The sequence below is a fragment of the Rhizobium sp. 01N447_2 genome, from assembly GCF_056399245.1.
This window is the reverse complement of sequence record NZ_JBFTQY010000003.1, coordinates 26987-51633: the sequence shown is the minus strand read 5'-3', so window position 1 is coordinate 51633 and position 24647 is coordinate 26987. Positions and strand designations below refer to the sequence as shown.

At 60.7% G+C, this 24647-nt stretch carries 14 protein-coding genes and 1 tRNA gene; 11 read left to right on the top strand and 4 right to left on the bottom strand.

Annotated features, from left to right (window positions below; all coding sequences use genetic code 11):
- Positions 1–84: 84 nt before the first annotated feature.
- The 5 genes from AC1ECN_RS02750 to AC1ECN_RS02730 all read left to right on the top strand — a co-directional run bounded on the left by AC1ECN_RS02750 (position 85) and on the right by AC1ECN_RS02730 (position 5712).
- Positions 85–1494: a helix-turn-helix domain-containing protein gene (locus AC1ECN_RS02750; protein WP_024320924.1), complete on the top strand. Its 1410-nt coding sequence runs from the start codon at positions 85–87 to the stop codon at positions 1492–1494.
- Between the two features lie 126 nt (positions 1495–1620).
- On the top strand, positions 1621–2718 hold the full coding sequence (locus AC1ECN_RS02745) for a polyamine ABC transporter substrate-binding protein (RefSeq protein ID WP_024320923.1): 1098 nt from the start codon (positions 1621–1623) through the stop codon (positions 2716–2718).
- Positions 2719–2831: 113 nt separating this feature from the next.
- Positions 2832–3974 (top strand): ABC transporter ATP-binding protein, encoded by a 1143-nt coding sequence (locus AC1ECN_RS02740; protein WP_024320922.1) that lies wholly within the window; start codon positions 2832–2834, stop codon positions 3972–3974.
- Between the two features lie 4 nt (positions 3975–3978).
- Complete coding sequence (locus tag AC1ECN_RS02735) at positions 3979–4890, top strand: ABC transporter permease subunit (RefSeq protein ID WP_024320921.1); 912 nt, start codon at positions 3979–3981, stop codon at positions 4888–4890.
- 3 nt (positions 4891–4893) lie between these two features.
- Positions 4894–5712, top strand: coding sequence for an ABC transporter permease (locus AC1ECN_RS02730; RefSeq protein ID WP_017967096.1), 819 nt, complete (start codon positions 4894–4896; stop codon positions 5710–5712).
- Between the two features lie 89 nt (positions 5713–5801).
- Here AC1ECN_RS02730 and AC1ECN_RS02725 read toward each other — a convergent pair whose 3' ends face one another.
- Positions 5802–7694: an AsmA family protein gene (locus AC1ECN_RS02725; RefSeq protein ID WP_024320920.1), complete on the bottom strand. Its 1893-nt coding sequence runs from the start codon at positions 7692–7694 to the stop codon at positions 5802–5804.
- Between the two features lie 275 nt (positions 7695–7969).
- Between AC1ECN_RS02725 and AC1ECN_RS02720 the strand changes: the two genes are divergently transcribed.
- Positions 7970–9922 (top strand): acetoacetate--CoA ligase, encoded by a 1953-nt coding sequence (locus tag AC1ECN_RS02720; protein ID WP_477952126.1) that lies wholly within the window; start codon positions 7970–7972, stop codon positions 9920–9922.
- A gap of 289 nt (positions 9923–10211) precedes the next feature.
- Here AC1ECN_RS02720 and AC1ECN_RS02715 read toward each other — a convergent pair whose 3' ends face one another.
- A complete protein-coding gene (locus tag AC1ECN_RS02715; RefSeq protein WP_477952124.1) occupies positions 10212–14072 on the bottom strand; it encodes an ATP-binding protein in 3861 nt (1286 codons plus the stop codon).
- Between the two features lie 213 nt (positions 14073–14285).
- On the opposite strand from AC1ECN_RS02715, the gene AC1ECN_RS02710 reads away from it, so the two are divergent.
- The 5 genes from AC1ECN_RS02710 (at position 14286) to AC1ECN_RS02690 (ending at position 23299) form a co-directional block, all read left to right on the top strand.
- Positions 14286–14735, top strand: coding sequence for a phasin (locus AC1ECN_RS02710; protein WP_130671977.1), 450 nt, complete (start codon positions 14286–14288; stop codon positions 14733–14735).
- A gap of 131 nt (positions 14736–14866) precedes the next feature.
- Positions 14867–14943: transfer RNA gene (locus tag AC1ECN_RS02705), tRNA-His, on the top strand.
- Between the two features lie 731 nt (positions 14944–15674).
- On the top strand, positions 15675–22268 hold the full coding sequence (locus tag AC1ECN_RS02700; RefSeq protein WP_477952122.1) for a M10 family metallopeptidase C-terminal domain-containing protein: 6594 nt from the start codon (positions 15675–15677) through the stop codon (positions 22266–22268).
- 381 nt (positions 22269–22649) lie between these two features.
- On the top strand, positions 22650–23087 hold the full coding sequence (locus tag AC1ECN_RS02695; RefSeq protein ID WP_477952121.1) for a DUF4174 domain-containing protein: 438 nt from the start codon (positions 22650–22652) through the stop codon (positions 23085–23087).
- A 44-nt stretch (positions 23088–23131) separates the two neighbouring features.
- Positions 23132–23299 carry a hypothetical protein gene (locus AC1ECN_RS02690; RefSeq protein ID WP_017990318.1) on the top strand — a complete coding sequence of 56 codons (168 nt, stop codon included), beginning with the start codon at positions 23132–23134 and terminating at the stop codon, positions 23297–23299.
- On the opposite strand, the gene AC1ECN_RS02685 is transcribed toward AC1ECN_RS02690, so the two are convergent.
- Together AC1ECN_RS02685 and AC1ECN_RS02680 are read right to left on the bottom strand one after the other, a co-directional pair.
- The gene (locus AC1ECN_RS02685) at positions 23296–24177 is read right to left on the bottom strand and encodes a LysR family transcriptional regulator (RefSeq protein WP_018070270.1); all 882 of its coding nucleotides are present in this window, start codon (positions 24175–24177) and stop codon (positions 23296–23298) included. The genes AC1ECN_RS02690 and AC1ECN_RS02685 overlap by 4 nt on opposite strands.
- The gene (locus tag AC1ECN_RS02680; RefSeq protein ID WP_018070269.1) at positions 24174–24488 is read right to left on the bottom strand and encodes a putative quinol monooxygenase; all 315 of its coding nucleotides are present in this window, start codon (positions 24486–24488) and stop codon (positions 24174–24176) included. Before AC1ECN_RS02680 ends, AC1ECN_RS02685 begins: the two co-directional genes overlap by 4 nt.
- Between the last annotated feature and the right edge of the window lie 159 nt (positions 24489–24647).

The following is a 24647-nucleotide window of genomic DNA, read 5'->3' as shown; positions in this document are numbered from 1 at the left end:
AAGATGACGAGGATTGACAGAGCGGCGCTGTGAATTTGTAAAATTTTGTAAATACAGCGCTCCTTGCCTGTCAAAGGGTGTAACATGGCGGAACGAAAGATATTCGCAGGCCCGAAAGTCAGGCGCATCCGCAATGCGCTGGCGCTGACGCAGACCGCCATGGCCGAGGCGCTTGAAATATCGCCGTCCTACCTGAACCTGATCGAGCGCAACCAGCGGCCGCTGACGGTGCAGCTCCTTCTCAAGCTTGCAAGCGTCTATAGGGTCGATCTGGAGGAGTTGCGGGGGCAGACCGGCGGCAGTCTCGACCAGCTCAAGGAGATCTTTGCCGATCCGCTGCTGTCGGGCGAGTTGCCGGGTGATCAGGAATTGGTGGAGGTGGCCGAGGCAGCACCCAATGCCGCGAGCGGCATGATCAAGCTCTACCGCGCCTATCGCGAGCAGGCGGCAAGGCTGTCCGATCTGACGGCGCTGATGGCCGCCGAAGGGCATGCGCCGGTCGCCGCCGGCCGGTTGCCGCTGGACGAGGTGCGCGAGGCGCTGGAACGCAGGTCTGGTTATTTCGGACGGATCGAGACGGCGGCGGAAGCCTTTGCCTCAACGCTGCCCTGGGGTGTCGATCTTGCCGCCGGGCTGAAGGATTGGCTGCGCTCCGAGCGCGGCATCGCGGTGCGTGTCCTGCCCGTCCATGTGATGCCGGATCTGCGCCGCCGTTTCGATCGCCATTCGATGCGGCTTTTCATCTCGGAGCGCCTGTCACAGGCCGACCGTGCGCATGAGATATCAATCGAGGCTGCGACTCTCGCTTTGCTGCCGGCAATCGATGCCGAGCTCGACGATCTCTCGCTCTCCTCCGCCGAGGCACGCCGCATCGCCCGCTTCGAGCTTGCTCGCATCGCCGCGCTGGCGCTCGCAATGCCCTATGAAGCCTTTCTGTCAGCGGCCAAGGCAACGCGCTACGATATCGATATTCTGCGTGCACGCTTCGGCGTCTCCTTCGGCCACGCCGCCGCGCGCCTTGCCATGCTGCAGCGCCCGGGCGCGGCCGCCATCCCTTTCTTCCTGATCGAGATCGATGCCGCGGGCCACCGGCTACGCAGGGCAGGCGCCCAGGGCTTTCCGCAGGCCCGTTTCGGCGGCGGCTGTCCGAAGCTCAATATCCACGCCGCTTTCCTGCAGCCGGGCCAGATCCTCGCCGAAACGGTGGTCATGCCCGACGGCGCATCCTTCCTGACGGTCGCCCGCACCCTGGAGGGACCGAGCGTCGAATTCGGCGAAAGGGTCAGGCGCACCGCGATCCTGATCGGCTGCGACGCTGCCCTTGGCGAGGGTGTGGTCTATGGGCAGGCGATGGCGCTTGATCCGGTCGCGATCGGTCCGGCCTGTCGGCTTTGCGAGCGGCGCGGCTGCCTTTCCCGGGCCGAGCCGCCGGTGACGAGACCGCTCGGGCTCGATGAGATGGTGGCCGGGCTCAGCGCCTTCGATTTCCAGTGATTGTGAAATCATTGAGGGCGCAGGATTTTGCGCTTGTGGGCTGTGAAATTCCTTCTTAGTCTGCGTGGAAAACCAGAGGGAAAAGATGTCCGGGGGTGCGGAATCTTTGAACAAACAGGAGAAGTCATGAGGTCAACCATCCTATGCGTGACGGCCGCCGCCGTTACCGCACTCCTTACTGCCGTGCCGGCCTTTGCGCAGGAGCGTGTGGTCAACGTCTACAACTGGTCGGATTATATCGACAGTTCCATCCTCGAGGATTTCACCAAGGAAACCGGGATCAAGGTCGTCTACGACACCTTCGATTCCAACGAGACGCTGGAAACCAAGCTCTTGGCCGGCGGTTCGGGTTATGACGTTGTCGTCCCCACGGTATCCTTCATGCAGCGCCAGATCGCCGCCGGCGTCTACCAGAAGCTCGACAAGTCGAAGTTGCCGAACCTGGTCAACATGTGGGACGTCATCATGAAGGGCGTGGCGTCCTTCGACCCCGGCAATGAATACAGCGTCGACTACATGTGGGGCACGACGGGCATCGGCTACAATGTCGACAAGGTCAAGGCTGCCCTCGGCACCGACGAAAAGCCCAATTGGGACGCGTTGTTCGATCCGGCGAAAGCAGCGAAGCTCAAGGATTGCGGCATCTATATGCTGGATTCCCCGACTGATGTCGTGCCCTCGGTGCTCGCCTATCTCGGGCTCAATCCGAACAGCACCGATCCCGCCGATCTCAAGAAGGCCCAGGAAGTCCTCACGGCTGTTCGTCCCTTCGTCCGCAAGTTCCACTCTTCCGAATATATCAGCGCGCTGGCGAACGGCGATATCTGCATCGCGCTCGGTTATTCCGGTGACATGTTCCAGGCCCGCGACCGTGCCGCGGAAGCCAATGCCGGCGTAAAGGTCGACTATTCGGTGCCGTCGCAGGGCGCCCAGATCTTCTTCGACGTCTTTGGCATTCCGAAGGATGCGCCGCACGTGGCCGAAGCCCATGAATTCATCAACTACATGATGAAGCCGGAAGTGATCGCCAAGGCCTCGAACTTCGTCTTCTACGCCAACGGCAACAAGGCGTCGCAGCAGTTCCTTGACAAGGAGGTCCTCGACGATACGGCGATCTATCCGACGCCGGAAGTGATGGCGAAACTCTTTACCGTTCCGCCGCTCGATCCGAAGACCCAGCGGATCGTGACGCGGCTATGGACCACCGTGGTCACCGGCCAATGATTTGATAGTGGCCCGGACGGAAACGTCCGGGCCTTTTTTTGACGATTCCGGTCGGGTGAAGCCGGGAACAAAAGCCGAGAACAAAAGAAAATAATGTATTTTCGGGGAACAATATGAAGTCTCTAGGCAATATTCGCCGCTCTTTCGCACCTTGGACCGATCCCTCCGCCAAGCCCTTTATTTCAATCAAGAACGTCACCAAGCGTTTCGGCGATTTCACTGCCGTCGATAACCTGTCGCTCGATATCTATCACCGTGAATTCTTCGCGCTGCTCGGCGCCTCCGGCTGCGGCAAGTCGACGCTTCTGCGCATGCTCGCCGGTTTCGAGCAGCCGACCTCGGGCGAAATCGTGCTCGACGGCACCGACATGGCCGGCACGCCGCCCTATCGGCGCCCCGTCAACATGATGTTCCAGTCCTATGCGCTTTTCCCGCACATGACGGTCGAGAAGAACATCGCCTTCGGCCTGAGACAGGACGGCATGGCAAAGGACGAGATGACTGACCGCGTCTTGCAGATGCTGAAACTCGTCAAGCTGGAACAGTTTGCCTCCCGCAAGCCGAACCAGCTTTCCGGCGGCCAGCGCCAGCGTGTGGCGCTGGCCCGATCGCTCGCCAAGCGCCCCAAGGTGCTGCTGCTCGACGAACCGCTCGGCGCGCTCGACAAGAAGCTGCGCGAGGAAACTCAGTTCGAGCTGATGGACCTGCAGCAGAACCTCGGCCTCACCTTCGTCGTCGTCACCCACGACCAGGAAGAGGCGATGACCATGGCCGACCGTATCGCCGTCATGAGCCACGGCAAGGTCGTGCAGGTGGCGACCCCGGCCGAGATCTACGAGGCGCCGAATTGCCGTTTCGTCGCGGATTTCATCGGCGACGTGAACATCTTCGATGGCAAGGTCGCCTCATCGGGCAACGGCACCGTCGAGATATCAGTCGATAGCGGCTTCAGCGTGCGTGTCGCCGCCGCCGAGACACCCTCGGCAGGCAGCGCCGTCGGCTTCGCCATCCGGCCGGAAAAGATGCGGGTCGGGCGCACGCCTCCCGCCAACGCTTCGGTCAACGCTGCCAAGGGCGAACTCTGGGATATCGCCTATCTCGGCGACATGACCGTCTTCCATGTGAAATTGCAGAGCGGCAAGGTCGTCAAGGCCTCCTCCCTCAACGCGCAGCGCTCCGTCGACGACCCCTTCACCTATGATCAGGACGTCTGGGTCTCCTTCGACGAAAACGCCGGCGTGTTGCTGAAGGATTAACATCATGGGCAAGTTCACGTCCGGCCTCTACAATCGCCTCGTCATCGTCATCCCTTACGCTTGGCTGCTGCTCTTCTTCCTGGCGCCCTTTTTCATCGTCTTCCGCATTTCGATGTCGACGACGGCGATCGCCATGCCGCCCTATGAGCCCGTCTTCACCTTCGCCGACGGCTGGGCTGGCCTCTTAAGCAAGCTCAGTGAACTCTCCTTCGACAATTACACCTACCTCACCGACGACCCGCTCTATTTCAATGCCTATGTGTCGAGCGTGGTGATCGCCGCGATCTCAACCTTCCTGACGCTGCTGATCGCCTATCCGATCGCCTACGGCATGGCGCAGGCGCCGCGTGGCCTGCGCCCGACGCTGGTGATGCTGGTGATCCTGCCCTTCTGGACGAGCTTTCTGATCCGCGTTTACGCCTGGATCGCCATCCTGAAGCCGGAGGGCCTGTTCAACCAGCTGCTGCTGTCGCTGCACCTCATCGACACGCCGCTGATCATCCTCAACACCAATACCGCCGTCTATATCGGCATCGTCTATTCCTATCTGCCCTTCATGGTGCTGCCGCTTTATTCGGCGCTCGAGAAGATGGACGGCACGCTGATCGAGGCCGCGCAGGATCTCGGCTGCCCGCCGATCACCGCCTTCTGGCGCGTCACCTTCCCGCTGTCGATCCCCGGCGTGGTGGCCGGCTGCATGCTGGTCTTCATCCCGGCCGTCGGCGAATTCGTCATTCCCGATCTGCTCGGCGGGTCGCAGACGCTGATGATCGGCAAGACGCTGTGGAACGAGTTCAATTCCAACCGCGACTGGCCGGTCTCCTCGGCGGTGGCGACCATCCTGTTGCTGATCCTGGTCATCCCGATCGTCTTCTTCCAGAATGTCCAGGCTAAAGCCGAAGAGCGGGGGAAATAAGCCATGTTGAAATGGACCCGCTTCAACATCCTCTCCGTCACCCTCGGCTTCGCCTTCCTCTATCTGCCGATCGTGCTTCTCGTCATTTTCTCCTTCAACGAATCCAAGCTCGTGACCGTCTGGGGAGGCTTCTCGACGAAATGGTATGTCTCGTTGATGAGCAATCAGGCCTTGCTTGACGCTGCCTGGGTAACGCTGCGCGTCGGGCTGCTGTCGGCAACCTTGGCAACCATCCTCGGCACGATGGCGGCGCTGACATTGGTGCGCTACACCCGCTTTCGCGGTCGCATGCTGTTTTCGGGCATGGTCTATGCCCCCCTCGTCATGCCGGAGGTCATCACCGGCCTGTCATTGCTGCTGCTCTTCGTCGCGATCGGTCTCGACCGCGGCTTCTGGACGATCACGCTTGCGCATACGACGCTGACCATGTGCTTCGTTGCCGTCGTCGTGCAGTCGCGCCTGCTGAGTTTCGATCATTCGATCGAGGAAGCGGCCCAGGATCTCGGCGCGCCGCCGGTGCGCACTTTCTTCGAAATCACCCTGCCGATCATCGCGCCCGCCGTCGCCTCCGGCTGGATCCTTGCCTTCACCCTGTCGCTCGACGATCTGGTGATTGCGAGCTTCACGTCGGGACCTGGCGCCACCACGCTGCCGATGAGGATTTATAGCCAGGTGCGCCTCGGCGTGACGCCCGAGATCAACGCGGTGTGCACGATCCTGATCGGCATCGTGGCGGTTGGCGTCATCTGCGCCTCGATCATCACCAAGCGCCGCGAAACGCAGCGCCAGAGGGACGAGCGCGCCGCCGCGGCCGGCGCGTGAGGTCTAAAGCGCGTGCTCCTCGCGCTTTATGTCTCTATTTTACGCATGTCGTTATCGCAAAACCGCTGCACACTTTTGCGCGACGTGCTTCATTGCGCGTGAGGTGTATTGCCGAAAAGCGGAACCGGCGAGATCACCGGGTTCGGCCATGAACCGCCGATGAAGAACGGCAGAAGCGGCAGCTCCGCGGCCTTGGCCGGATCGGTTGCCTCCAGCGATCCGGAAAGCGCCAGCCCGTTCGACTGATAGGTGATGACGCCGGAAAGCGTCAGTGTCTGCGTGGCGCCGGCGATATGGGCGTCGTGCATCTCGGCGGTGCCGTTGGCGAAATCGGCCTGAAGGTTCAGCTGGTTGAAGGCGAAGGCGCCGCCTGCTGCCGCGCTCAGCGGAAAGAACGGCTTGTCGGCCGCCTGCGTCCGGAGTGCAGCGGCATCGATGCCGGGAATCGTGCCTTCGCCCGTCCAGAAGTGCAGCTTGCCGGTGACGTCGGCAAGACCGGTCGTCCAGATCGCCTTTGGCGACTGCAGGTCGAGATCGAGCGATCCTGTTGCTAGCGGCAGCGGACCCTTCAGCGCGAGGCGCTCGGCAAGGGCTGCGAAGTCGGCATTGCGGATCGACAGCTGCAGCTTGCCGCCGCCGTCGAAGTCGCGCTGCGTCGCTTCCAGATGTGCCGTCATCTCGCCGCCTTCGAACTGGCTGTCGCCAATATCGAATTTCGCCTCGCCACCGGCAACGATCATGCTGGCGCCAACGTCGGAAAGCTCGAAGAGCCCCATCTGGGCGCGCCGCGCCGAAAGCCTGACGTCGACATCGAGCGCCTGCAGCGGCCCGCCTATGCCGGCGGAGATTTCCTCTGCCTCGCCGGCGGCGAGCCTCAGCGCGAAGGCGTCGAGGAAAGGCTTGAGGTTCATCTGGTCGAAGGCGAGCGTGCCGCCGATTTTCGGCCGTTTGCCGGGTTGAGTGAAAAGGTCCATCACCCCGGTGGCGCTCGCTTCGTTCAACGAGAGACTGAGATTGTTAAAGCGCAGCCCGTTGCCCGACGACATGATGTCAGATTCCAGCGAAGCGCTCTTCAGCGTTGCGATACCGGGGATCGACTTGCCCGACCATGTCAGCAGCGCCGGCACATCGGGAATGCTGGCGGTGATATTGCCGGAAAGGGCCGAAAGGCTGGCGATGCTGGCAATCCCCTGAAAGTGCGCCGTCAAAAGGTTTGATGTGAGCGACGTCCGTGTCTCGGCATTCCTGCCGGCAAAGGCGAGCAGCGGCTGGCGTGAGGCGAAATCGACCTTCAGATCCTCGCCGTTGATGCGGGCGATGACGACCGCCGAGATCGCGCCGGAAAGTCTCGGCCAGGCAATATCTGCGGTGACGCTGCCGAAATGATAGGCCTTGGCGGTCTTGACGTCGGTGACCACAAGCGTGCCGTCCTCGACGGTCACTGCGCCGATCTCGGCATCGAGATCAGGATCGAGCACCTCGGCTCCGTTTTCGTAGCGTACGCCACTGATCGCACGTGCGAGCAGGCCGGCATAACTCCAGTCGATCAGGCCTTTCTCGTCGCGCGTCAGCGCCAGGTTGGGGCGCACCAAATGGAATTCGTGGAAGCTAGTCCGGCCTCGCAACGCATCGATGAGGCTGAAATCGGCCGACAGGCTTTCAATGCTGCCGAGCAGCTTGTCGCCACTTTCGCGCGGCTGGCGGATGGTGATCTGGTTCAGCGTAATGCGCGGTGTCGGCCAGAATTCGAGAACAGGACTACCCTTGATCTCGGCATGGTAGCCGGTCCATTTCGACAGTGCGTCCTCGATGCCGGAGCGCACGAAGCCGGTCGAAATGAGATAGGGCGCGGCAACCCTGAGCGCCACGAAAAGCGCCAGCGCGATCAGCAGGAATACCGTCGACAGGCGGGCGAAGGCCGGAAGCCAGCGCGAAACGGGTCCGATCTTCCTGCGCCACCTGCGATGTCTTGACGTGCTCATGATCTCCGCCGGCAAATTCAGCCGGTCATCCCGTTATGCGCTGATTTCGCCGGATATAGGAAATATCAGGCATATGCAAATCCCTACAGCGCCGCGCGTCTTTTCAGACCCGCAAAGGACGCTGTAGCACTTTCAATTAAATAGTTGGAGCATGATGTCGTCCGAAAATCGCTCACACTTTTCGACATCATACTCTAGGCGTCGGATCGCGTCGGTTCCACGCTTTATAATGCAATGCAGCATGATATAAGGACGGCATTGGGGAGGAGGATTGAATGCAGGATAACAGACCACTTTGGGTGCCCTCGGAGGATGCCATTGCAAAGAGCCCGATCCATGCCTTCATGGAGCGCTGCAATGCCGACTTCGGGCTTTCTCTTTCGGGCTTTGAGGATCTGCATGCATGGTCGGTGGCCGAGCGGGAGAACTTCTGGTCGACCGTCTGGGATTTTTGCGGCGTGCAGGGGGAGCGTGGCGCAGAGGTGCTTGCCAATGGCGACCGCATGCTGGAAGCCCGCTTCTTTCCCGATGCGACGCTGAACTTCGCCGAGAACCTGCTGTCTGGCCGCGGTGAGGGCGATGCGATCATCTTCCGCGGCGAGGACAAGGCCGAGGACCGCTGGTCGTGGGACCGGCTGCGCGCGCTGGTCTCGAAGCTGCAGCAGGCCTTTGTAGCACGCGGCATCGGCAAGGGCGACCGCGTCGCCGCGATGATGCCGAACATGCCGGAGACCGTCGCCGCCATGCTCGCCGCCGCCTCGGTCGGCGCCATCTGGTCGTCGTGTTCGCCTGATTTCGGCGAGCAGGGTGTGCTCGACCGCTTCGGCCAGATTGAGCCAAGGCTCTTCATCGCCTGCGATGCCTATTGGTATTCCGGCAAGCTGCAGGATGTCGGCGCCAAGGTCGCGGCGGTCGCAAAAAGCCTGGATGTCCCAACGATCATCGTCCATTACGCCGGCGATGCCGAGGCGGTGGCGCTCAAGACCCCGGGGGCTTTAACGCTCGAAGCCTTTGTCGCGCCTTACGAGGCAAGGGAGGTCGAGTTCACACGGCTCGGTTTTTCGCACCCGCTTTACATCCTCTTTTCATCAGGCACCACGGGCGTGCCGAAATGCATCGTGCATTCGGCCGGCGGCACGCTGCTGCAGCACCTCAAGGAGCAGCGGCTGCATTGCGGCCTGGAGGCCGGCGAGAAGCTGTTTTACTTCACCACTTGCGGCTGGATGATGTGGAACTGGCTGGTCAGCGGCCTTGCCAGCGGCGCAACGCTCTGCCTGTTCGACGGCTCGCCCTTCGCACCCGACGGCAACGTGTTGTTCGACTATGCCGAGGCCGAAAAATTCGCCATCTTCGGCACCTCGGCGAAATATATCGATGCGGTGCGCAAGGGCGGGCTGACGCCGCGTGTGAGCCACGATCTCTCCAGCCTCCGGCTGATGACCTCGACCGGCTCGCCGCTGTCGCCGGAGGGGTTCACCTTCGTCTATGAGRGCATCAAGAAGGATGTACAGCTCGCTTCGATCTCAGGCGGCACCGATATCGTTTCCTGCTTCGTGCTCGGCAATCCGCTGCAGCCGGTCTGGCGCGGCGAGATCCAGGGAGCCGGCCTCGGCCTTGCGGTCGACGTCTGGAACGATGATGGCAAACCGGTGCGAGGGGAGAAGGGTGAACTCGTCTGCACCAAGGCCTTCCCGTCGATGCCGGTGATGTTCTGGAACGATCCCGATGGCGCCAAATATCGCGCCGCCTATTTCGACCGGTTCGACAATGTCTGGTGCCACGGCGATTTCGCCGAATGGACGGAGCATGGCGGCCTTGTCATCCACGGCCGATCGGATGCGACGCTCAATCCCGGCGGCGTGCGCATCGGCACGGCCGAGATCTACAATCAGGTAGAGCAGATGGAGGAGGTGGCCGAGGCGCTGTGCATCGGCCAGGAGTGGGACGACGACGTGCGTGTCATCCTCTTCGTTCGCCTTGCCCCCGATGTGACGCTGACGGAGGATCTCGTCAAGGCGATCAAGACGCGTGTTCGCACCGGCGCCTCGCCGCGGCACGTGCCGGCGAAGATCATCGCGGTTGCCGACATTCCCCGAACCAAATCCGGCAAGATCGTCGAGCTTGCCGTGCGGGAGGTCGTTCACGGCCGGCCGGTGAAGAACCAGGAAGCGCTTGCCAATCCTGAGGCGCTGCGGCTCTTCGCCGGGTTAAGCGAATTGAGGGATTGACTGCGATCGGAGATTACAAGCTTTCACCCTTTATCAATGTCCTGTCATGGAAACCTTTCGTTAAGAAAGGTTTGTCAAATGTGAAGCTATCTTGGGGGCCGCACATGAACGAGGCGGCCTGAGGCCTTCTGGCCTCCGAAACATGACGTTGATTCACCAAGCTCTTGTTGAACAGCACCAAATTCAAGGCAGCCTCTGGCTGCCTTTTCTTTATGGCGCTTACACCGCAGCGTGTCTCATTATGCGCGCAAAGGACGCTGTAACACTTTTTGAATCGACGCACGGTGCTTTAGCCGGCCAGCACGCGCTGTGACGGGAAGGTGATTTCGACGAGCGTGCCCTCGTTCGGCGCCGAATTGATCGAGAATGTCGCCCGGTTGGCATCGACCATCGCCTTGGTCAGCGGCAGGCCGAGCCCGGTGCCGTCGCCGCGATGACGCGATTGGGTCGAGGAGACCTGCCGGAACGGCTTCATCGCCTGGTCGAGTTCGCTTCGCGTCATGCCGATGCCGGTATCGCGAACCCTGAGGACGACGCTGCCATTCGCTTCATAAGACGTGGAAACGACGATCTGCCCGCCTGATGGGGTGAAGCGGATGGCGTTCGACAGGATGTTCAGGGCGATTTGCTTGATCGAGCGCAGATCGGCCACGACCTCGGGTACTGCCTGCGACAGGGCCGTGCGGATGATGACGCGCTGGCCGTTCGCCTGCGGCTGTACCAGCGCCACGGCCTCGGAGACTGCCTCGTTGAGGCCGACAGCGGCGAAGTCGAGGTCCATTTCGCCCGCTTCGATCTTCGAAATGTCGAGCAGGTCGTTGACGATGTCGAGCACGTGCCGGCCGGAGCGGCCGATGTCGTTGGCATATTCGATGTAACGGGGATGGCCGATCGGCCCGAAACGCTCGCCCGCCATCATGTCGGAAAAGCCGATGATGGCGTTGAGCGGTGTGCGGATCTCATGGCTGACACGGGCGAGGAAATCGGTCTTGTGAGCGTTGGCGGTTTCGGCCGCACCCTTGGCGTTGCGCAGTTCGTCCTCGGTGCGCTTCCACTGGGTGATATCGCGGATCACCGCGCAATAGCCATTGGAGGAGGTGAGTTGGCCCATCGTCATGAACAGTGGCACGAAGCCGCCGGCGGCCTCGCGGCCGATCACTTCGCGCCCGTCGTTCAACACACTTGCCACGCCATGGCCGGAGAGGCCGTTCAGATAGTCCATGACCGCCTTCTGGCTCTCATGGGCAAACAGCATGACGAAGGGTTTGCCGCGCGTCTCCTGCTCGTCGTAGTTGAAAAGCGCGCTGGCCGAGCGGTTCATCGAGCGGATGTCACCCTCCGTGCCGATGACGACGACGCCGTCGGTCGCAGTTTCCAGGATCGAGCGCAATTCTTCCACTTCGACCTGAAGTTTGGCGACCTTTTCGACCATCCGCTCGGGGCGGCCTTCGGAACGACCCTCGGAACGGCTTGCTTCGCCACGGCCATCGTCCTTGCCTTCCACCGGCATCAGCGCCAGCATCAGGGCGTTGGCATCTTCCCAGCGCACCGATTGCAGCCGCGCGGTTACCGGCGCCAGAGTATCATCAGCCTTGACGAGCATCATGGTGCTGGAACCGGTGGCCCTCTCCTCGAGTTCGCGGCGCTGCAGCAGGGCTTCGATGCCACCCACCTCACGCAATGCCTCGAGCGAATTGTAGCCGGTCAGCCGCATGAATTCCGGATTGGCGTGGAGCAGCGCATCGCCGACATGGATGAGCACGGCAACAGGCAGTAGGTCGACCGTTCCGATCGACAGCCCGTCCGTCATCTTGACGCGCGGCGGGATGAAGCTGGTGAGAACCTCGATCTGGCTGACCGTCTCCTCCAGCCCTTCCGTCGCCTCGTCCTCGGCGATGACAGCCGGTTCTTCGGTGGCGCCGTCGTCTTCGCGCTGCGCCTCGACGGCATTCTCGAAGATCGCCTCCTGCGGCGCGATCTCCTCGATCGACGGTATTTCCGCCTTGTCGGCGGTGGGAGTTTCGGCCTCGAACTCTTCGGGTCCGGAGGCCTCTTCGAAGCCCGCCGTTTCCGTGACGGCGGGTTCCGCCGGCGCCGCGGCGCTGGGTTCCATCGGCGCCGGGGCGACAGGCTCTTCCTTGCGGGTGCCGAAGGCTTCGAGACGTTTGGCGATCTCGCGGAAATTGGCGTGTTCGGCAGCCGTCAGTCCAGCGCCGCTGTTGTGGAGCTGAACGATCTTGTCGGAGAAACGGCGATTGGGCGTTTCCGAAATCCGAAGCGCCGGCGGCTCGTCCGAAAACTCCGCCGCTGGCTCGGTGGCAGACACGTCGCCGGCTTGTGCGCTGCCTTCCGTTTTTTCCGCAGCACTTTCCGGGGCAGATGCCTCGCCGGTCGCCTGCTCGGTGGCAATCTCTTCCGGCGCTGGCTCTGTCAGCGGCTCGCTTGTCATAAGCGCCCGGTCCTCGATCCCGTCCGTCAGGGCGGGCTCGATCGGGGCCTCTTCAGGCTCTGCCTCGGCTTCGTGTGCCACCTCGGCAATGGCCTCGGCGGGCGGGCCGAGGCTCGCTGCATCATGGCCAATGCCGTCCGGGCCGAGTGTCAGGCCGAGCGCCAGCGGATCTTCCTGCGCATCGGAAAGCCGGACGACGCCAAAGCCGCGGAAACCATCGAAGTCGCGGTTGCGGGTATAGGTTGGCAGCGCCGCCAGATCGACCGGAACGACGAGGCTGGTGCCTTCGACCGGCCAGAGGATCGTCTTGCCCGACCATGTGTCGCGGCGGGCGAGCGCCTCGGAAAGCTTGCCGTCAGGATCGAGATTGAAGAGGGCGGCGACGTCGCCGAAGGCAGAGCCGATAATGTCGGACGCATGYGGACCGACGGCTTGGGCAAATTCGTGGCTGACCTCATTGAACCGGCCTTCGGCGTCGATCTTCCAGACGAAGCGCGTGGCGCGGCTATTCGGCCTGAAGACGAAGCCGGGCTCAGCCGCAAGCTCAACGGCAGGGGGCGCGTCGGGGACCATAGGCGTTGCGATGACGGGTTCTTCATGGACCGCTTCCGGCGTGTCTTCGATAGGCGTTTCGCTGGTGTCGACAGGCGCTTCCGCCGGCGCCGCTGTTTCCACCGTCTCCGCAACGGAGGCCAAGTTGTCCTCGATGACCGCGGCAGGCTCCTGGGCCTCATCCGCGCCACCGTCGATCACGCCGCCGTCGCTATCGGGCTCCGCATGTCCGGCAGTTTGCGTCTCTTCAACCGCCTCGTCTGTGGATGCCGCCGCAGTCTCCGTCGGCTGTTCGCTTTCCCCGGCGATCTCCTCGAGCGTCTCCTCGACCTCTTCGATCCCCGAGACCGCGTCGATGATCTCGATGAAGCCTGCGGTGGCAAGAGGCTCGTCCCGAAGCGCTTCGGCAGACGGCGCGCTTTCTTCCTGTGCCGGCGCATCGACCGGGTCGAGCGCGGGCGTATCGATCGGGTCGATATGATCGATCGCGGTCTCCACAGCAAAGAGCAGATTGAGCGCCGGATCGTCGCTGAGTTTGCCGACCGCGGCCGGAAGATTGCCTCTGGCGGTGGCGACGGGACGCTTCACCAACCGGTCGGGATGTGCGCCGGCAAGGTTGATCAAGGTCTTTGCCGTCTGCTCGGAGATCCCGAGCGAGACAAAGCCCGGCGAAGCCGCGATCACCTCGCCATTGGCGCCGATCACCGCCATATGCGTATCGGGATCATCAAGTCCCTGCAGCATCTGGGCCGCCGATGCGCCTGACGCGAGCGGCTTTGCCGAGACCGGCACCGAAAACAGGATGGCCTTTTCGCCCTGGGAAAGGCGGATCAGTTCGGCAGCCGCCTGTACCTGTGCACGCTGAAAGCCCTTGGCAACGCGGATCATCAGGCTGCGGCTGTCGCCGATATCGGTGAGCTGGCGCGCCGCCGTTTCCAATTGGCGGAAGGTTATGTCGGCGCGGTCGACGCCCTGATCGAGCAGATCATAGACCGCCGAATGGCCGAAAAGCTCCGCACCCGCACCGTTCGCCCAGAGCAGACGGGCAAGATCGGCCGAAAGCAGCACCATGGCCTCGCCGCGTGAAAAGCGTTCCCGCACCCGTGCATGCACGGCGATGTCGATGAACGGATATYGGACTGCGGGCATGTTCGAACCTTGTCGCTGTCGGCCTTCTTAAATTAACGGCTTATTAATAACTGCGGGGCGCATGCCGGTCCAGCAGAGGAGGGGGTTTTCGGCCGGAAAGGTTAACGTCTTGTGCATTGCACAATAATTGTTGCAATGCACAATGAAATGTCTTATATAAGCATCATCCAACTAATGCAGGCAGCGGCTGCCTCAACCCAAAGGATGCGACCCATGGCTACCATAAAGACCGACGACGTTTTTTCAATTGCTTCTTTCGACCCGTCGAAGTTCACCGAATCTTTCCGTGAGTTCGCCGAAAAGGGCGCTCAGCAGTCGAAGGATGCCTATGCCAAGCTGAAGACCGCTGGCGAGGAAGCCGGCAAGACGCTCGAGGCCACCGTCCAGACGGCACAGGCCGGCACGGTCGAGATCGGCCTGAAGGCGATCGACGCTCTGCGTGTCAACGCCGAGAGCTCGATCTCGCACCTGGAAGCGCTGCTCGGCGTCAAGTCCCCCGTCGAATTCTTCGAACTGCAGACCTCGTTCCTGCGCAAGCAGGCCGAGCTGGCTGTCGAACAGGCGAAGTCGATGCAGGAAACCACCAAGCAGGTTGCCGAAAAGCTCGCAAAGCCTTCCAAGGACGCCGCCGAAAAGGCCATGGCCTCCTTCAAGGTTGCCTGATCGGTCTCTATCGACCAGAAACAAAAAGGCTGGACCTCGCGTCCGGCCTTTTTGTATATTGACGAGGAATGGGGCTTGAATTCGTMGCCAAGTCCTCGTATGTGACCCCCATCGCGCCGAGCGCGATTTATGCGGTTGTAGCTCAGTTGGTTAGAGCGCAGGTTTGTGGCACCTGAGGTCGGAGGTTCGAGACCCCCCAACCGTACCATCCCCCCACGTCAACTCCCCATCAGGCGAATTGTTTTAGCCAATGTCATTTCGACCGAAAATCGTCGATATAGACGATTAACTGTATCTGTAACGATCCTGCACCGATGTTGGAGTGTTTTGCCAAAAGCGCGACCTTTCACGTGTGGAATGGCATACGAAACGTGCCCCCGACTAACGAGCAACATCTCGAAAACTAATGGCGCGGCACCCTGAAGAGCACCTACGCTGCCGGTGGCGAATTTGCTGCTTATTTGCCACATAAAATCGAACATTYAAGAAGCGCAACCCGTCCGTATGGTGCCATACCGCCGTGTGAGCTAAATGTTAGGCACGCAGCTGCGAGGTCCGCGATTGCGACAATACGCCACTCGATACGGAATGATCCGCCCAGGCGGAGACAACGTTCGGCGGCGCCGAAACAATGCGGACCTCTCGCTCTCCCGATATCACCAAGCCTGAGACTTATTAAATTTCAACAGATGACTGTAACGTCAATTTAAGTGCCGTCGTGGCAGCAATTGCGAAGGTTCGAACGGGCGAGCACAGGATCCTGGAATATGGCTTCTGGCCCTCGATAGAGTTGCGGAGAAAGCGCTTCATGAGCGTTGGTTACTAAGGTCAAAAACTTCCTCAAGCGAAATAAAGCTTTTAGTTGAATTTTCCCCTGATTTGGGGCAGAGGGAAACCGGCATTAGGCGCGGCCGAATGGAATAGGCAAACGGGTATTTTATGACGGACCTTATTACTCCGACGAAGAACGTCAGCTCGACTGGGGATCAGAAAGTAGACGGGCTCTTCAGCGGCACCGCCTGGGACGGAACGATAACCTATGCGTTTCCCACCACCTCGTCATCGTATGCCGATGATGGCGCCGATTTATACTACGAGAAGTATTATTCTTTCACTCCAATATCGTCGCAGCAGCAGTCTCTCGCCTTGTACTTTATGGAGCAATCCTATGGGAGTGCGGCAAATGACGGCTTCTCCGTCGAGGGGTTCACGAACGCCAACTTTGAGGCCGGAAGCGCGAATACCGCAACGGTGCGGTTTGCACAAACCTCGGATCCCTATCTGGAGACGGCAGGGGCCTATTTCCCAGCTGCCGGCGAGCGGGGTGGTGATATCTGGTTCGGGACGGGATATGCTGGCACCGAAGATGATTATCGCTTCCCGAGGTTCGGCAACTATGCGGGCCAAACCTTGGCGCACGAGCTGGGTCACGCTCTCGGACTGAAACATGCTCACGAAGGGGGGGCAGTCGTTCCGAGCGCCTACGACTCGCTCGAATACACGATCATGACCTACCACACATTTATCGGAGACGATGAGAGGGGGGCCAAGTATGAGCATGATGGCGCGCCACAAACCTTCATGATGCTCGACATCGCCGCCCTGCAGGAAATGTATGGTGCGGACTACACGACGAACAGCGGCGATACCGTCTACAAATGGAATCCGAACCAGGGCATCACTTATGTCAACGGCGTTGCGGCCATCACGCCCGCTGCCAACCGCATCTTCGCGACAATCTGGGACGGCGGCGGTATCGATACCTATGATTTGAGCGCTTATACCACCGCCCTCAAGATCGACTTGCGTGCAGGGGGATATTCGGTCTTTTCCCAGGGCCAGTTGGCCGACCTGGGAGGAGGTCCGAATAATGGTTATGCCCGCGGCAATATTTTCAACGCCCTTCTTTATCACGACAATACTGCGTCCTTGATCGAGAACGTTAAGGCCGGCTCCGGCAATGATACGATCACAGGCAACGAGGCGGATAATACCCTCTGGGGCAATGCAGGAAATGATTCCCTTACCGGCGATTCCGGCAATGACACGCTCGACGGCGGGACCGGAATCGACAAGATGTCGGGCGGGGTGGGCAACGACGTCTACATCGTCGACAATGCCAACGATGCTGTGATTGAGAATGCTAATGAGGGGACGGACACGGTCCGGACGGCGGTTGGGGATTTTACACTCGGCACCAACGTCGAAAACCTGACCTACACCGGCACCGACGGGTTCGCCGGTTATGGCAACGCGGCGGACAATGTGATTACCGGAGGGACGAGATTTGATTGGCTGGATGGGAAGGCCGGCGCCGACACTCTGATCGGTGGTGCGGGTGATGATACTTATATCGTCGATAGTCTCGGCGATATCGTGGTCGAGGCGACCGACGGCGGCGTTGACAGGATCTTGACCGATCTTGCCGCTTATTCGCTGGCGGGGATCGCCAATGTCGAGAACCTCGTCCTCCGGAGCAACGGCAATTCTACCGGTACCGGCAATAGCCTCGACAATATGATCACCAGTGGGACGGGCAATGACACGCTTTCTGGTGGGGCAGGCAACGATACTCTGGACGGTGGCCGGGGAGCTGACTCGCTTACGGGCGGGACCGGCAACGATATTTATGTCGTTTACGATGTCGGCGACACTATCATTGAAAACGCCGACGAGGGCATCGATACGGTGCAGACGTATCTTACGGGCTACACACTGAGCGCCAACGTCGAGAACCTCACCTATCACGGACCTTGGGCGTTTGGGTTTGTGGGCACGGGCAACAATCTCGATAACGTGATCACCGGGGGCGGCGCCACCGATACGCTTTCCGGCGGCGCCGGCAATGACACGCTGGATGGCTGGACAGGTGCGGACACCTTGATCGGCGGTACGGGCAACGACACCYATGTCATCGACAATGCCGACGACCGCGTCACCGAAGCTGCCAATGGGGGGATCGACACGGTTCGCACGACCCTGGCAGCCTATACGCTTGGTAGCGATGTCGAGAACCTCACCTATAGCGGCACGGCAGCCTTTACCGGGACGGGCAATAGCCTTGCTAACACGATCAAGGGCGCGGCGGGTGCCGACACCCTAGACGGGAAGGCTGGAGCAGACATACTGATCGGCGAAGCGGGCAACGACATCTATATCGTCGATGATCTTTCCGATGTGGTCACCGAAGGGCTGAATGAAGGAACCGATCTGATCAAGGCGCTTTCCTCCTATGCCTTGACTGCCAATGTCGAAAACCTGACCTTCATCGGCACCGGCGATTTTAGCGGGACGGGAAACAGCCTCGCCAACGCGATCACCGGCGGCGCCGGCAACGATCTTCTGGACGGCGGAGCCGGCAATGATACGCTGAGCGGTGGTGCCGGCAACGACATCTATGTGGTCGACAGTGCGAGCGACGTGATCAATGAGCAGGTCAGCGCCGGCACCGACGAAATCCGCACGGCGCTTGCAGCCTACTCGATCGCCGCATTGGTCAATGTCGAGAACCTGACCTATTCGGGATCCGCGAGCTTCACCGGCACCGGCAATGCGCTTGCCAACACGATCACCGGCGGCGCCGGCAATGACACACTGAACGGCGGGACAGGCGCCGACGGCTTGATCGGCGGKGMGGGCGACGACGCCTACATCGTCGACAATGCCGGCGACAGCGTCACCGAGGACGTCGATGCGGGAAGCGACACGGTTCGCACGACACTGGCAAGCTATACGCTTGCCGCCAATGTCGAGAATCTCACCTATATCGGCACGGTAGCCTTCACCGGCACGGGCAATGACCTTGCCAACACGATCAGGGGCGCGGCAGGTGCCGATACCCTGGACGGGGGGGCCGGTGCGGACAGCTTGATCGGTGGTGCGGGCAACGACACCTATATCGTCGACAATGCCGGCGACCTCGTCACCGAAGCGGCCGAGGTGGGTATTGACACGGTTCGCACGACGCTGACCGCCTACACACTGGGGGCGAATGTCGAGAGCCTGCTCTATACGGGATCCGSCAGCTTCACCGGCACCGGCAATGCGCTCGTCAACACGATCACCGGCGGCGCCGGCAACGACACGCTTGATGGCGGCACCGGCAATGATACGCTGATCGGCGGCGCCGGCAACGACACATTGATCGGCGGGGCCGGTTCCGACACGATGTCGGGCGGGACGGGCGACGACATCTATGTGGTCGACAGTGCGACCGACGTAATCAACGAGGCGGTCGGCGCCGGCACCGACGAAATCCGCACGGCGCTTGCAGCCTACTCGATCGCCGCCTTGGTCAATGTCGAGAACCTGACCTACACGGGGTCCGCCAACTTCACCGGCACGGGCAATGTGCTTGATAACACGATCACCGGCGGTATCGGCAACGACACGCTGAATGGCGGGGGCGGTGCGGATACCTTGATCGGTGGCGCGGGCGACGACACCTATATCGTCGACCATGCCGGCGACATCGTCACCGAAGCCGCCGATGCCGGAACCGATACGGTTCGCACCACACTGGCAAGCTATACGCTTGGCAGCGATGTCGAGAACCTCACCTATATCGGCACGGTAGCCTTCGTCGGAACAGGCAATAGTCTCGACAACACGATCACGGGTGGCGCTGCCATCGATATGCTTTCCGGCGGCGCCGGCAATGATGTGCTGAACGGCGGGGCAGGCGCCGATCGTTTGATCGGCGGTGAGGGCAATGACACCTTTATCGTCGACAATGCCGGCGACGTCGTCACCGAAGCCGCCAATGAGGGGATCGACACGGTTCGTACGACATTGGCCGCCCACACATTGGCGGCCAATGTCGAGAACCTCACCTACATCGGAACGGCAGCCTTTACCGGGATAGGCAATCTGCTCGACAACGTTATCATAGGTGGTGTTGCTGCCGACAAGCTCATGGGGGCTGGTGGCAACGACACTTTGATCGGCGGTGGTGGCGCCGACACGATGTCGGGCGGGACGGGTGACGACATCTATGTGGTCGATATTGCGACCGATCTGGTGATCGAGAATGTGAACGAAGGGACGGATACGGTCCAGACAGCGCTTGCAGCCTACTCCATTGCCGCATTGGTCAATGTCGAGAACCTGACCTATACGGGATCCGCCAGCTTCACCGGCACCGGCAATGCGCTGGCCAACACGATCACCGGCGGTACCGGCAACGATATGCTGAATGGCGCGGCAGGTGCGGACACCTTGATCGGCGGGGCTGGCCACGACACTTACATCGTCGACAATGCCGGCGACATCGTCACCGAAGCTGCCAATGAGGGGATCGACACGGTTCGCACGAACTTGGCGAGCTATACGCTTGCCGGCAATGTCGAGAACCTGAGCTTTGCCGGCACAGGAGCTTTCGCTGGTACCGGTAACAATCTCGACAATACGATCACGGGTGGCGCTGCCACCGATACGCTTTCCGGCGGCGCCGGCAATGACACGCTTGACGGCGGGGCCGGTGCGGACAGCTTGATCGGCGGTGAGGGCGACGACRCCTAYAYCGTCGACAATGCCGGCGACMKCGTCACCGAAGCCGCCGATGAGGGAGCCGACACGGTTCGCACGACATTGGCGAGCTATACGCTTGGCAGCGATGTCGAGAACCTCACCTATACCGGAACGGCAGCCTTTACAGGGACAGGCAATGGCCTCGCCAACACGATCCGGGGCGCGGCAGGTGCCGACATCCTGGACGGAAAGGCCGGAGCAGACATACTGATCGGCGGAGTGGGCAACGACACCTATATTGTCGATGATCTGGCCGACGTGGTCACCGAAGGACTGAATGAAGGCACCGATCTGATCAAGACGGCGCTTTCGAGCTATGCGCTCGGCAACAATGTCGAGAACCTGATCTATACGGGATCCGCCAGCTTCACCGGCACCGGCAATGCGCTTGCCAACACGATCATCGGCGGCGCTGGCAACGATCTGCTTGACGGCGGTGCCGGCAACGACACGCTGATCGGCGGAGCGGGCAACGACATCTATGTGGTCGACAGTGCGGGCGACGTGATCAACGAGGCGCTCAACGCCGGCACCGATGAAATCCGCACGTTGCTTGCAGCCTACTCGATCGCCACATTGGTCAATGTGGAGAACCTGACCTACACGGGATCTGCCAATTTCGCCGGCACCGGCAATGCGCTCGCCAACACAATCACTGGCGGCGCCTTCAACGACATGCTGAATGGCGGGGCAGGCGCCGACACGCTGATCGGTGGTGCGGGCGACGATATCTATATCATCGACAATGCCGGCGACCTCATCACCGAAGCGGCCAATGAGGGGATCGACACGGTTCGCACGACGCTGGCAAGCTATACGCTTGGCAGCGATCTCGAGAACCTCACCTATATCGGCACGCTAGCCTTCGCCGGAACAGGCAATGATCTCGACAACGTGATCACGGGTGGCGCTGCCATCGATACGCTGTCAGGCGGCGCCGGCAACGATACGCTGAACGGCGGGGCAGGCGCCGATCGTTTGATCGGTGGTGCTGGCAATGACACCTATATCGTCGACAATGCCGGCGACCTCATCACCGAAGCGGCCAATGGGGGGATCGACACAGTTCGAACGAACCTGAGTGCCCACACGTTGGCGGCCAATGTCGAGAACCTCACCTACATCGGAGCGGCAACCTTCGTTGGAACAGGGAATCTGCTTGACAACGTTATCACAGGTGGTGTTGGCGCTGACAGCCTCGCGGGGGCGGCGGGCAACGACACATTGATCGGGGGTGGTGGCTCCGACAAGATGTCGGGTGGGATGGGCGACGACGTTTACGTCGTTGACATTGCGACTGATATCGTGATCGAGAACGCGAACGAGGGAATAGACATAGTCCACACGGCGCTTTCAAGCTATACGCTCGGCAACAATGTCGAGAACCTGACCTATACAGGATCTGCCAGCTTCACCGGCACCGGCAATGCGCTCGCCAACACGATCACCGGCGGCGCCGGCAACGATATCCTGAATGGCGGGGTCGGTGCGGACACCTTGATCGGCGGAGCGGGCAACGACACCTATATCGTCGACAATGCCGGCGACCTCGTCACCGAAGCCGCCAATGAGGGAACCGACACGGTTCGCACGAACCTGGCGGCCTACACACTGGGGACCAATGTCGAGAACCTCACCTATATCGGAACTGGAGCGTTTGCCGGAACAGGGAATGCGCTGAACAACGTTATCGTCGGCGGCAGTGGTTCTAATACGCTGACGGGTGGCGCCGGCAACGATACCCTCACTGGTGGTGCAGCAGCCGACGTCTTCGTCTATTTGCTGAACTGGGGCCACGATACGATCACAAACTTCGTGGCAACCGGCTCCGCACATGACGCGATTTCGATCGATCACAGCATTTTCGCCGACTGGGAAACGCTTTTTGCGGCAATCGAGCAGTTCGGGAGTGACACAATTATTACAGCCGATTCCGACAACACCATAACGCTAACGAATGTTGCTCTTTCAAGCCTTCAGTCGTGGGACTTCTTGTTTGCGTGATTTTTTCTCGGACCTCGTGGCACCTTGTTTGGCGGGAAGGGCGCTAACCGGTAGCGGCGTGAATCAATTCCGCTGAGACGGCAGCGTTTGGACCCCCACAGTGTCGTGCGAGAGACAACGGGCAAATCAAAATGCTCTGCTGAGTTGGTGAGTTCCGCCGCGTTGCTATAGTTGAATGAATTTTCGCCGCACGAGCTTCAACATAAATGCAAAAGAAGGGTTGATTATCAAACGCCGCGGCCGGCCTGCATAAGGTTTGCAAACTGACATCCGGGAGCGCACGTGCAGACTCTCGAGTGCAGGAACGAAAACCGGGATCCTGTCGATTAGATGGAACCCGTGCCATCTCGGACCGTTCTCCATGTTAACGGGAGAATATGCATGTCGAAAACCCTTCTCTACGGTGCGACGAAGATCGACGAGACAAACAGCGCTTATGCGCCGGTCGAAAGCCTCGCCCAGTTCCAGTGGAAGAACCGCGTCTTCGTGGTTTTCGCCGACAGGGATAATTCTCGCGCCGCCCGCCAGGAAAATCAGTTGCTGGCCGACCGCTCGGCCCTCGATGAGCGCGACCTGGTGGTGCTGAAGATTTCCGGCGCCGGCGTTCGATCGCTCTTTGGTGCGGCTGACGGCCTCGACGGCGAAGCGATCCGCCGCGATCTCGAGGCGCCCGGGGCGGGCGAATTCGCCGCCTTCCTTCTTGGCAAGGACGGCACCGTCAAGCTCAAGCTCAGCGAGYCGATCACCAATGGTGAGCTCTTCGCCATCATCGACAGCATGCCGATGCGCGCTGCCGAATCGCTGAAGCCGGACAAATAACTCCGAACGTTGTGTAGAACCAAGATCATGAAAGGGAGGCGGTCATGTCCGTGCCCAACGAACCCATTCCAGACCAGCCGCCGATGCCCGGGCCCGGCTGGAAGCCGGTGCCGCCGATCAAGGAACCGGAGCCTGATCGGCTGCCCGACGAAGCGCCGGTTCCCAATCCCGACGAGAACGACGAACCGGCAAAACACACTTTCGAGACTTAGAGAAAGATGTGCCGTTCGGCGCTGACGAGTTCCTGAAGAAAATCGGCGACGCTCCTGACGCGTAGCAGGTCGCGCGCCGTTTCGTGATAGGTCGTCCAGTAGGCGCGCCGGATCGAAACCTCCGGCAAAATGCGCTGGAGTTCCGGATATTGCCTGGCGATATAATCGTGCAGGATGCCGATGCCGGCGCCTGATCGTACCGCCTCCGTCTGCCCGATCGCCGTCGAAATCTCGAAGCCTGCATCCCAGCTCCGCATGACTGCGCCGGAAAAATTCAGGGACGCGGTGAAGATCAGGTCTTCGACATAGCCGATGCGGCGATGCGCCTTGAGCGCGTCGATATCGGCGGGTGCTCCCTGTAAAGCCAGATAATCCCGCGAGGCATAGAGGCCAAGCGTGTAATCCGTCAGCTTCGAGGAAACGAGCCGGCCTTGGTCCGGTCGCTCCAGCGTGATGGCGATATCCGCCTCGCGCAGCGAGAGCGAGAAAGAGCGCGGCACAGGTACGAGCTGGATCTTCAGCTCCGGATGGCGCTCGATCAACCTGCCCATGCGCGGCGCAAGAAAGGAAACACCGAAGCCGTCGGGCGCGCCGACGCGCACAGTCCCGGCAATTGCCGTATCTGTGTGGCCGAGGCTGGCCTGTGCTGCGAGCATTTCCGTTTCCATCCGCTCTGCGGATGCCAGGAACACTTCGCCTTCGGCCGTCAACTCGCAACCATTCGTGCGACGGATGAAAAGCCGCGTCTTCAGCGCCTCTTCCAGCGAAGTCAGTCGACGTGAGAGCGTGGCGTGATTGAGCCCCAGCCGCTTCGAGGCGGCAAGGATCTGCCCGGTGCGGGCGACGGCGAGGAAAATACGAACATCGTCCCAGTTCATGGCTTGGCACGCATCGCGATCGGATCGACCTCGATAAGCGTTAACGATGTCACCATGTGCGCCGTCTGGTTCTTGTACTTAAGGAAATGCGGTGTTCGCAGGTGAGCCTCGTATGCTGCCTGGTCGGCGTAGACTTCAAGAATACGGATCTGGTTCGGGTTGTCCCTGACGGAAACAGCGCTCAGGGAAAGGACGCCGTCTTCCAGCGCTAGGGATGCTTCGATTTCTTCCGTGAGCAATGCGCGATAGGTTTCAAGCGTGTCCGGATCGATCTCCAGCTCTGCCATTCTGACGACGGGTTTCCGGCTCATCGGTTTGACCTCCCCTTGGGGTTTGACTTGTTGGCGTGCGGTGCCAAGTTTGGAAGCAGCCGCAGCGCCCGATGCAATGATAGGGCTATAATTTGCGCACAACGGTTGCTTATATCAGCGCATTGATTTGTGCAAATTGAAGTGCGATTGTCGGCCATC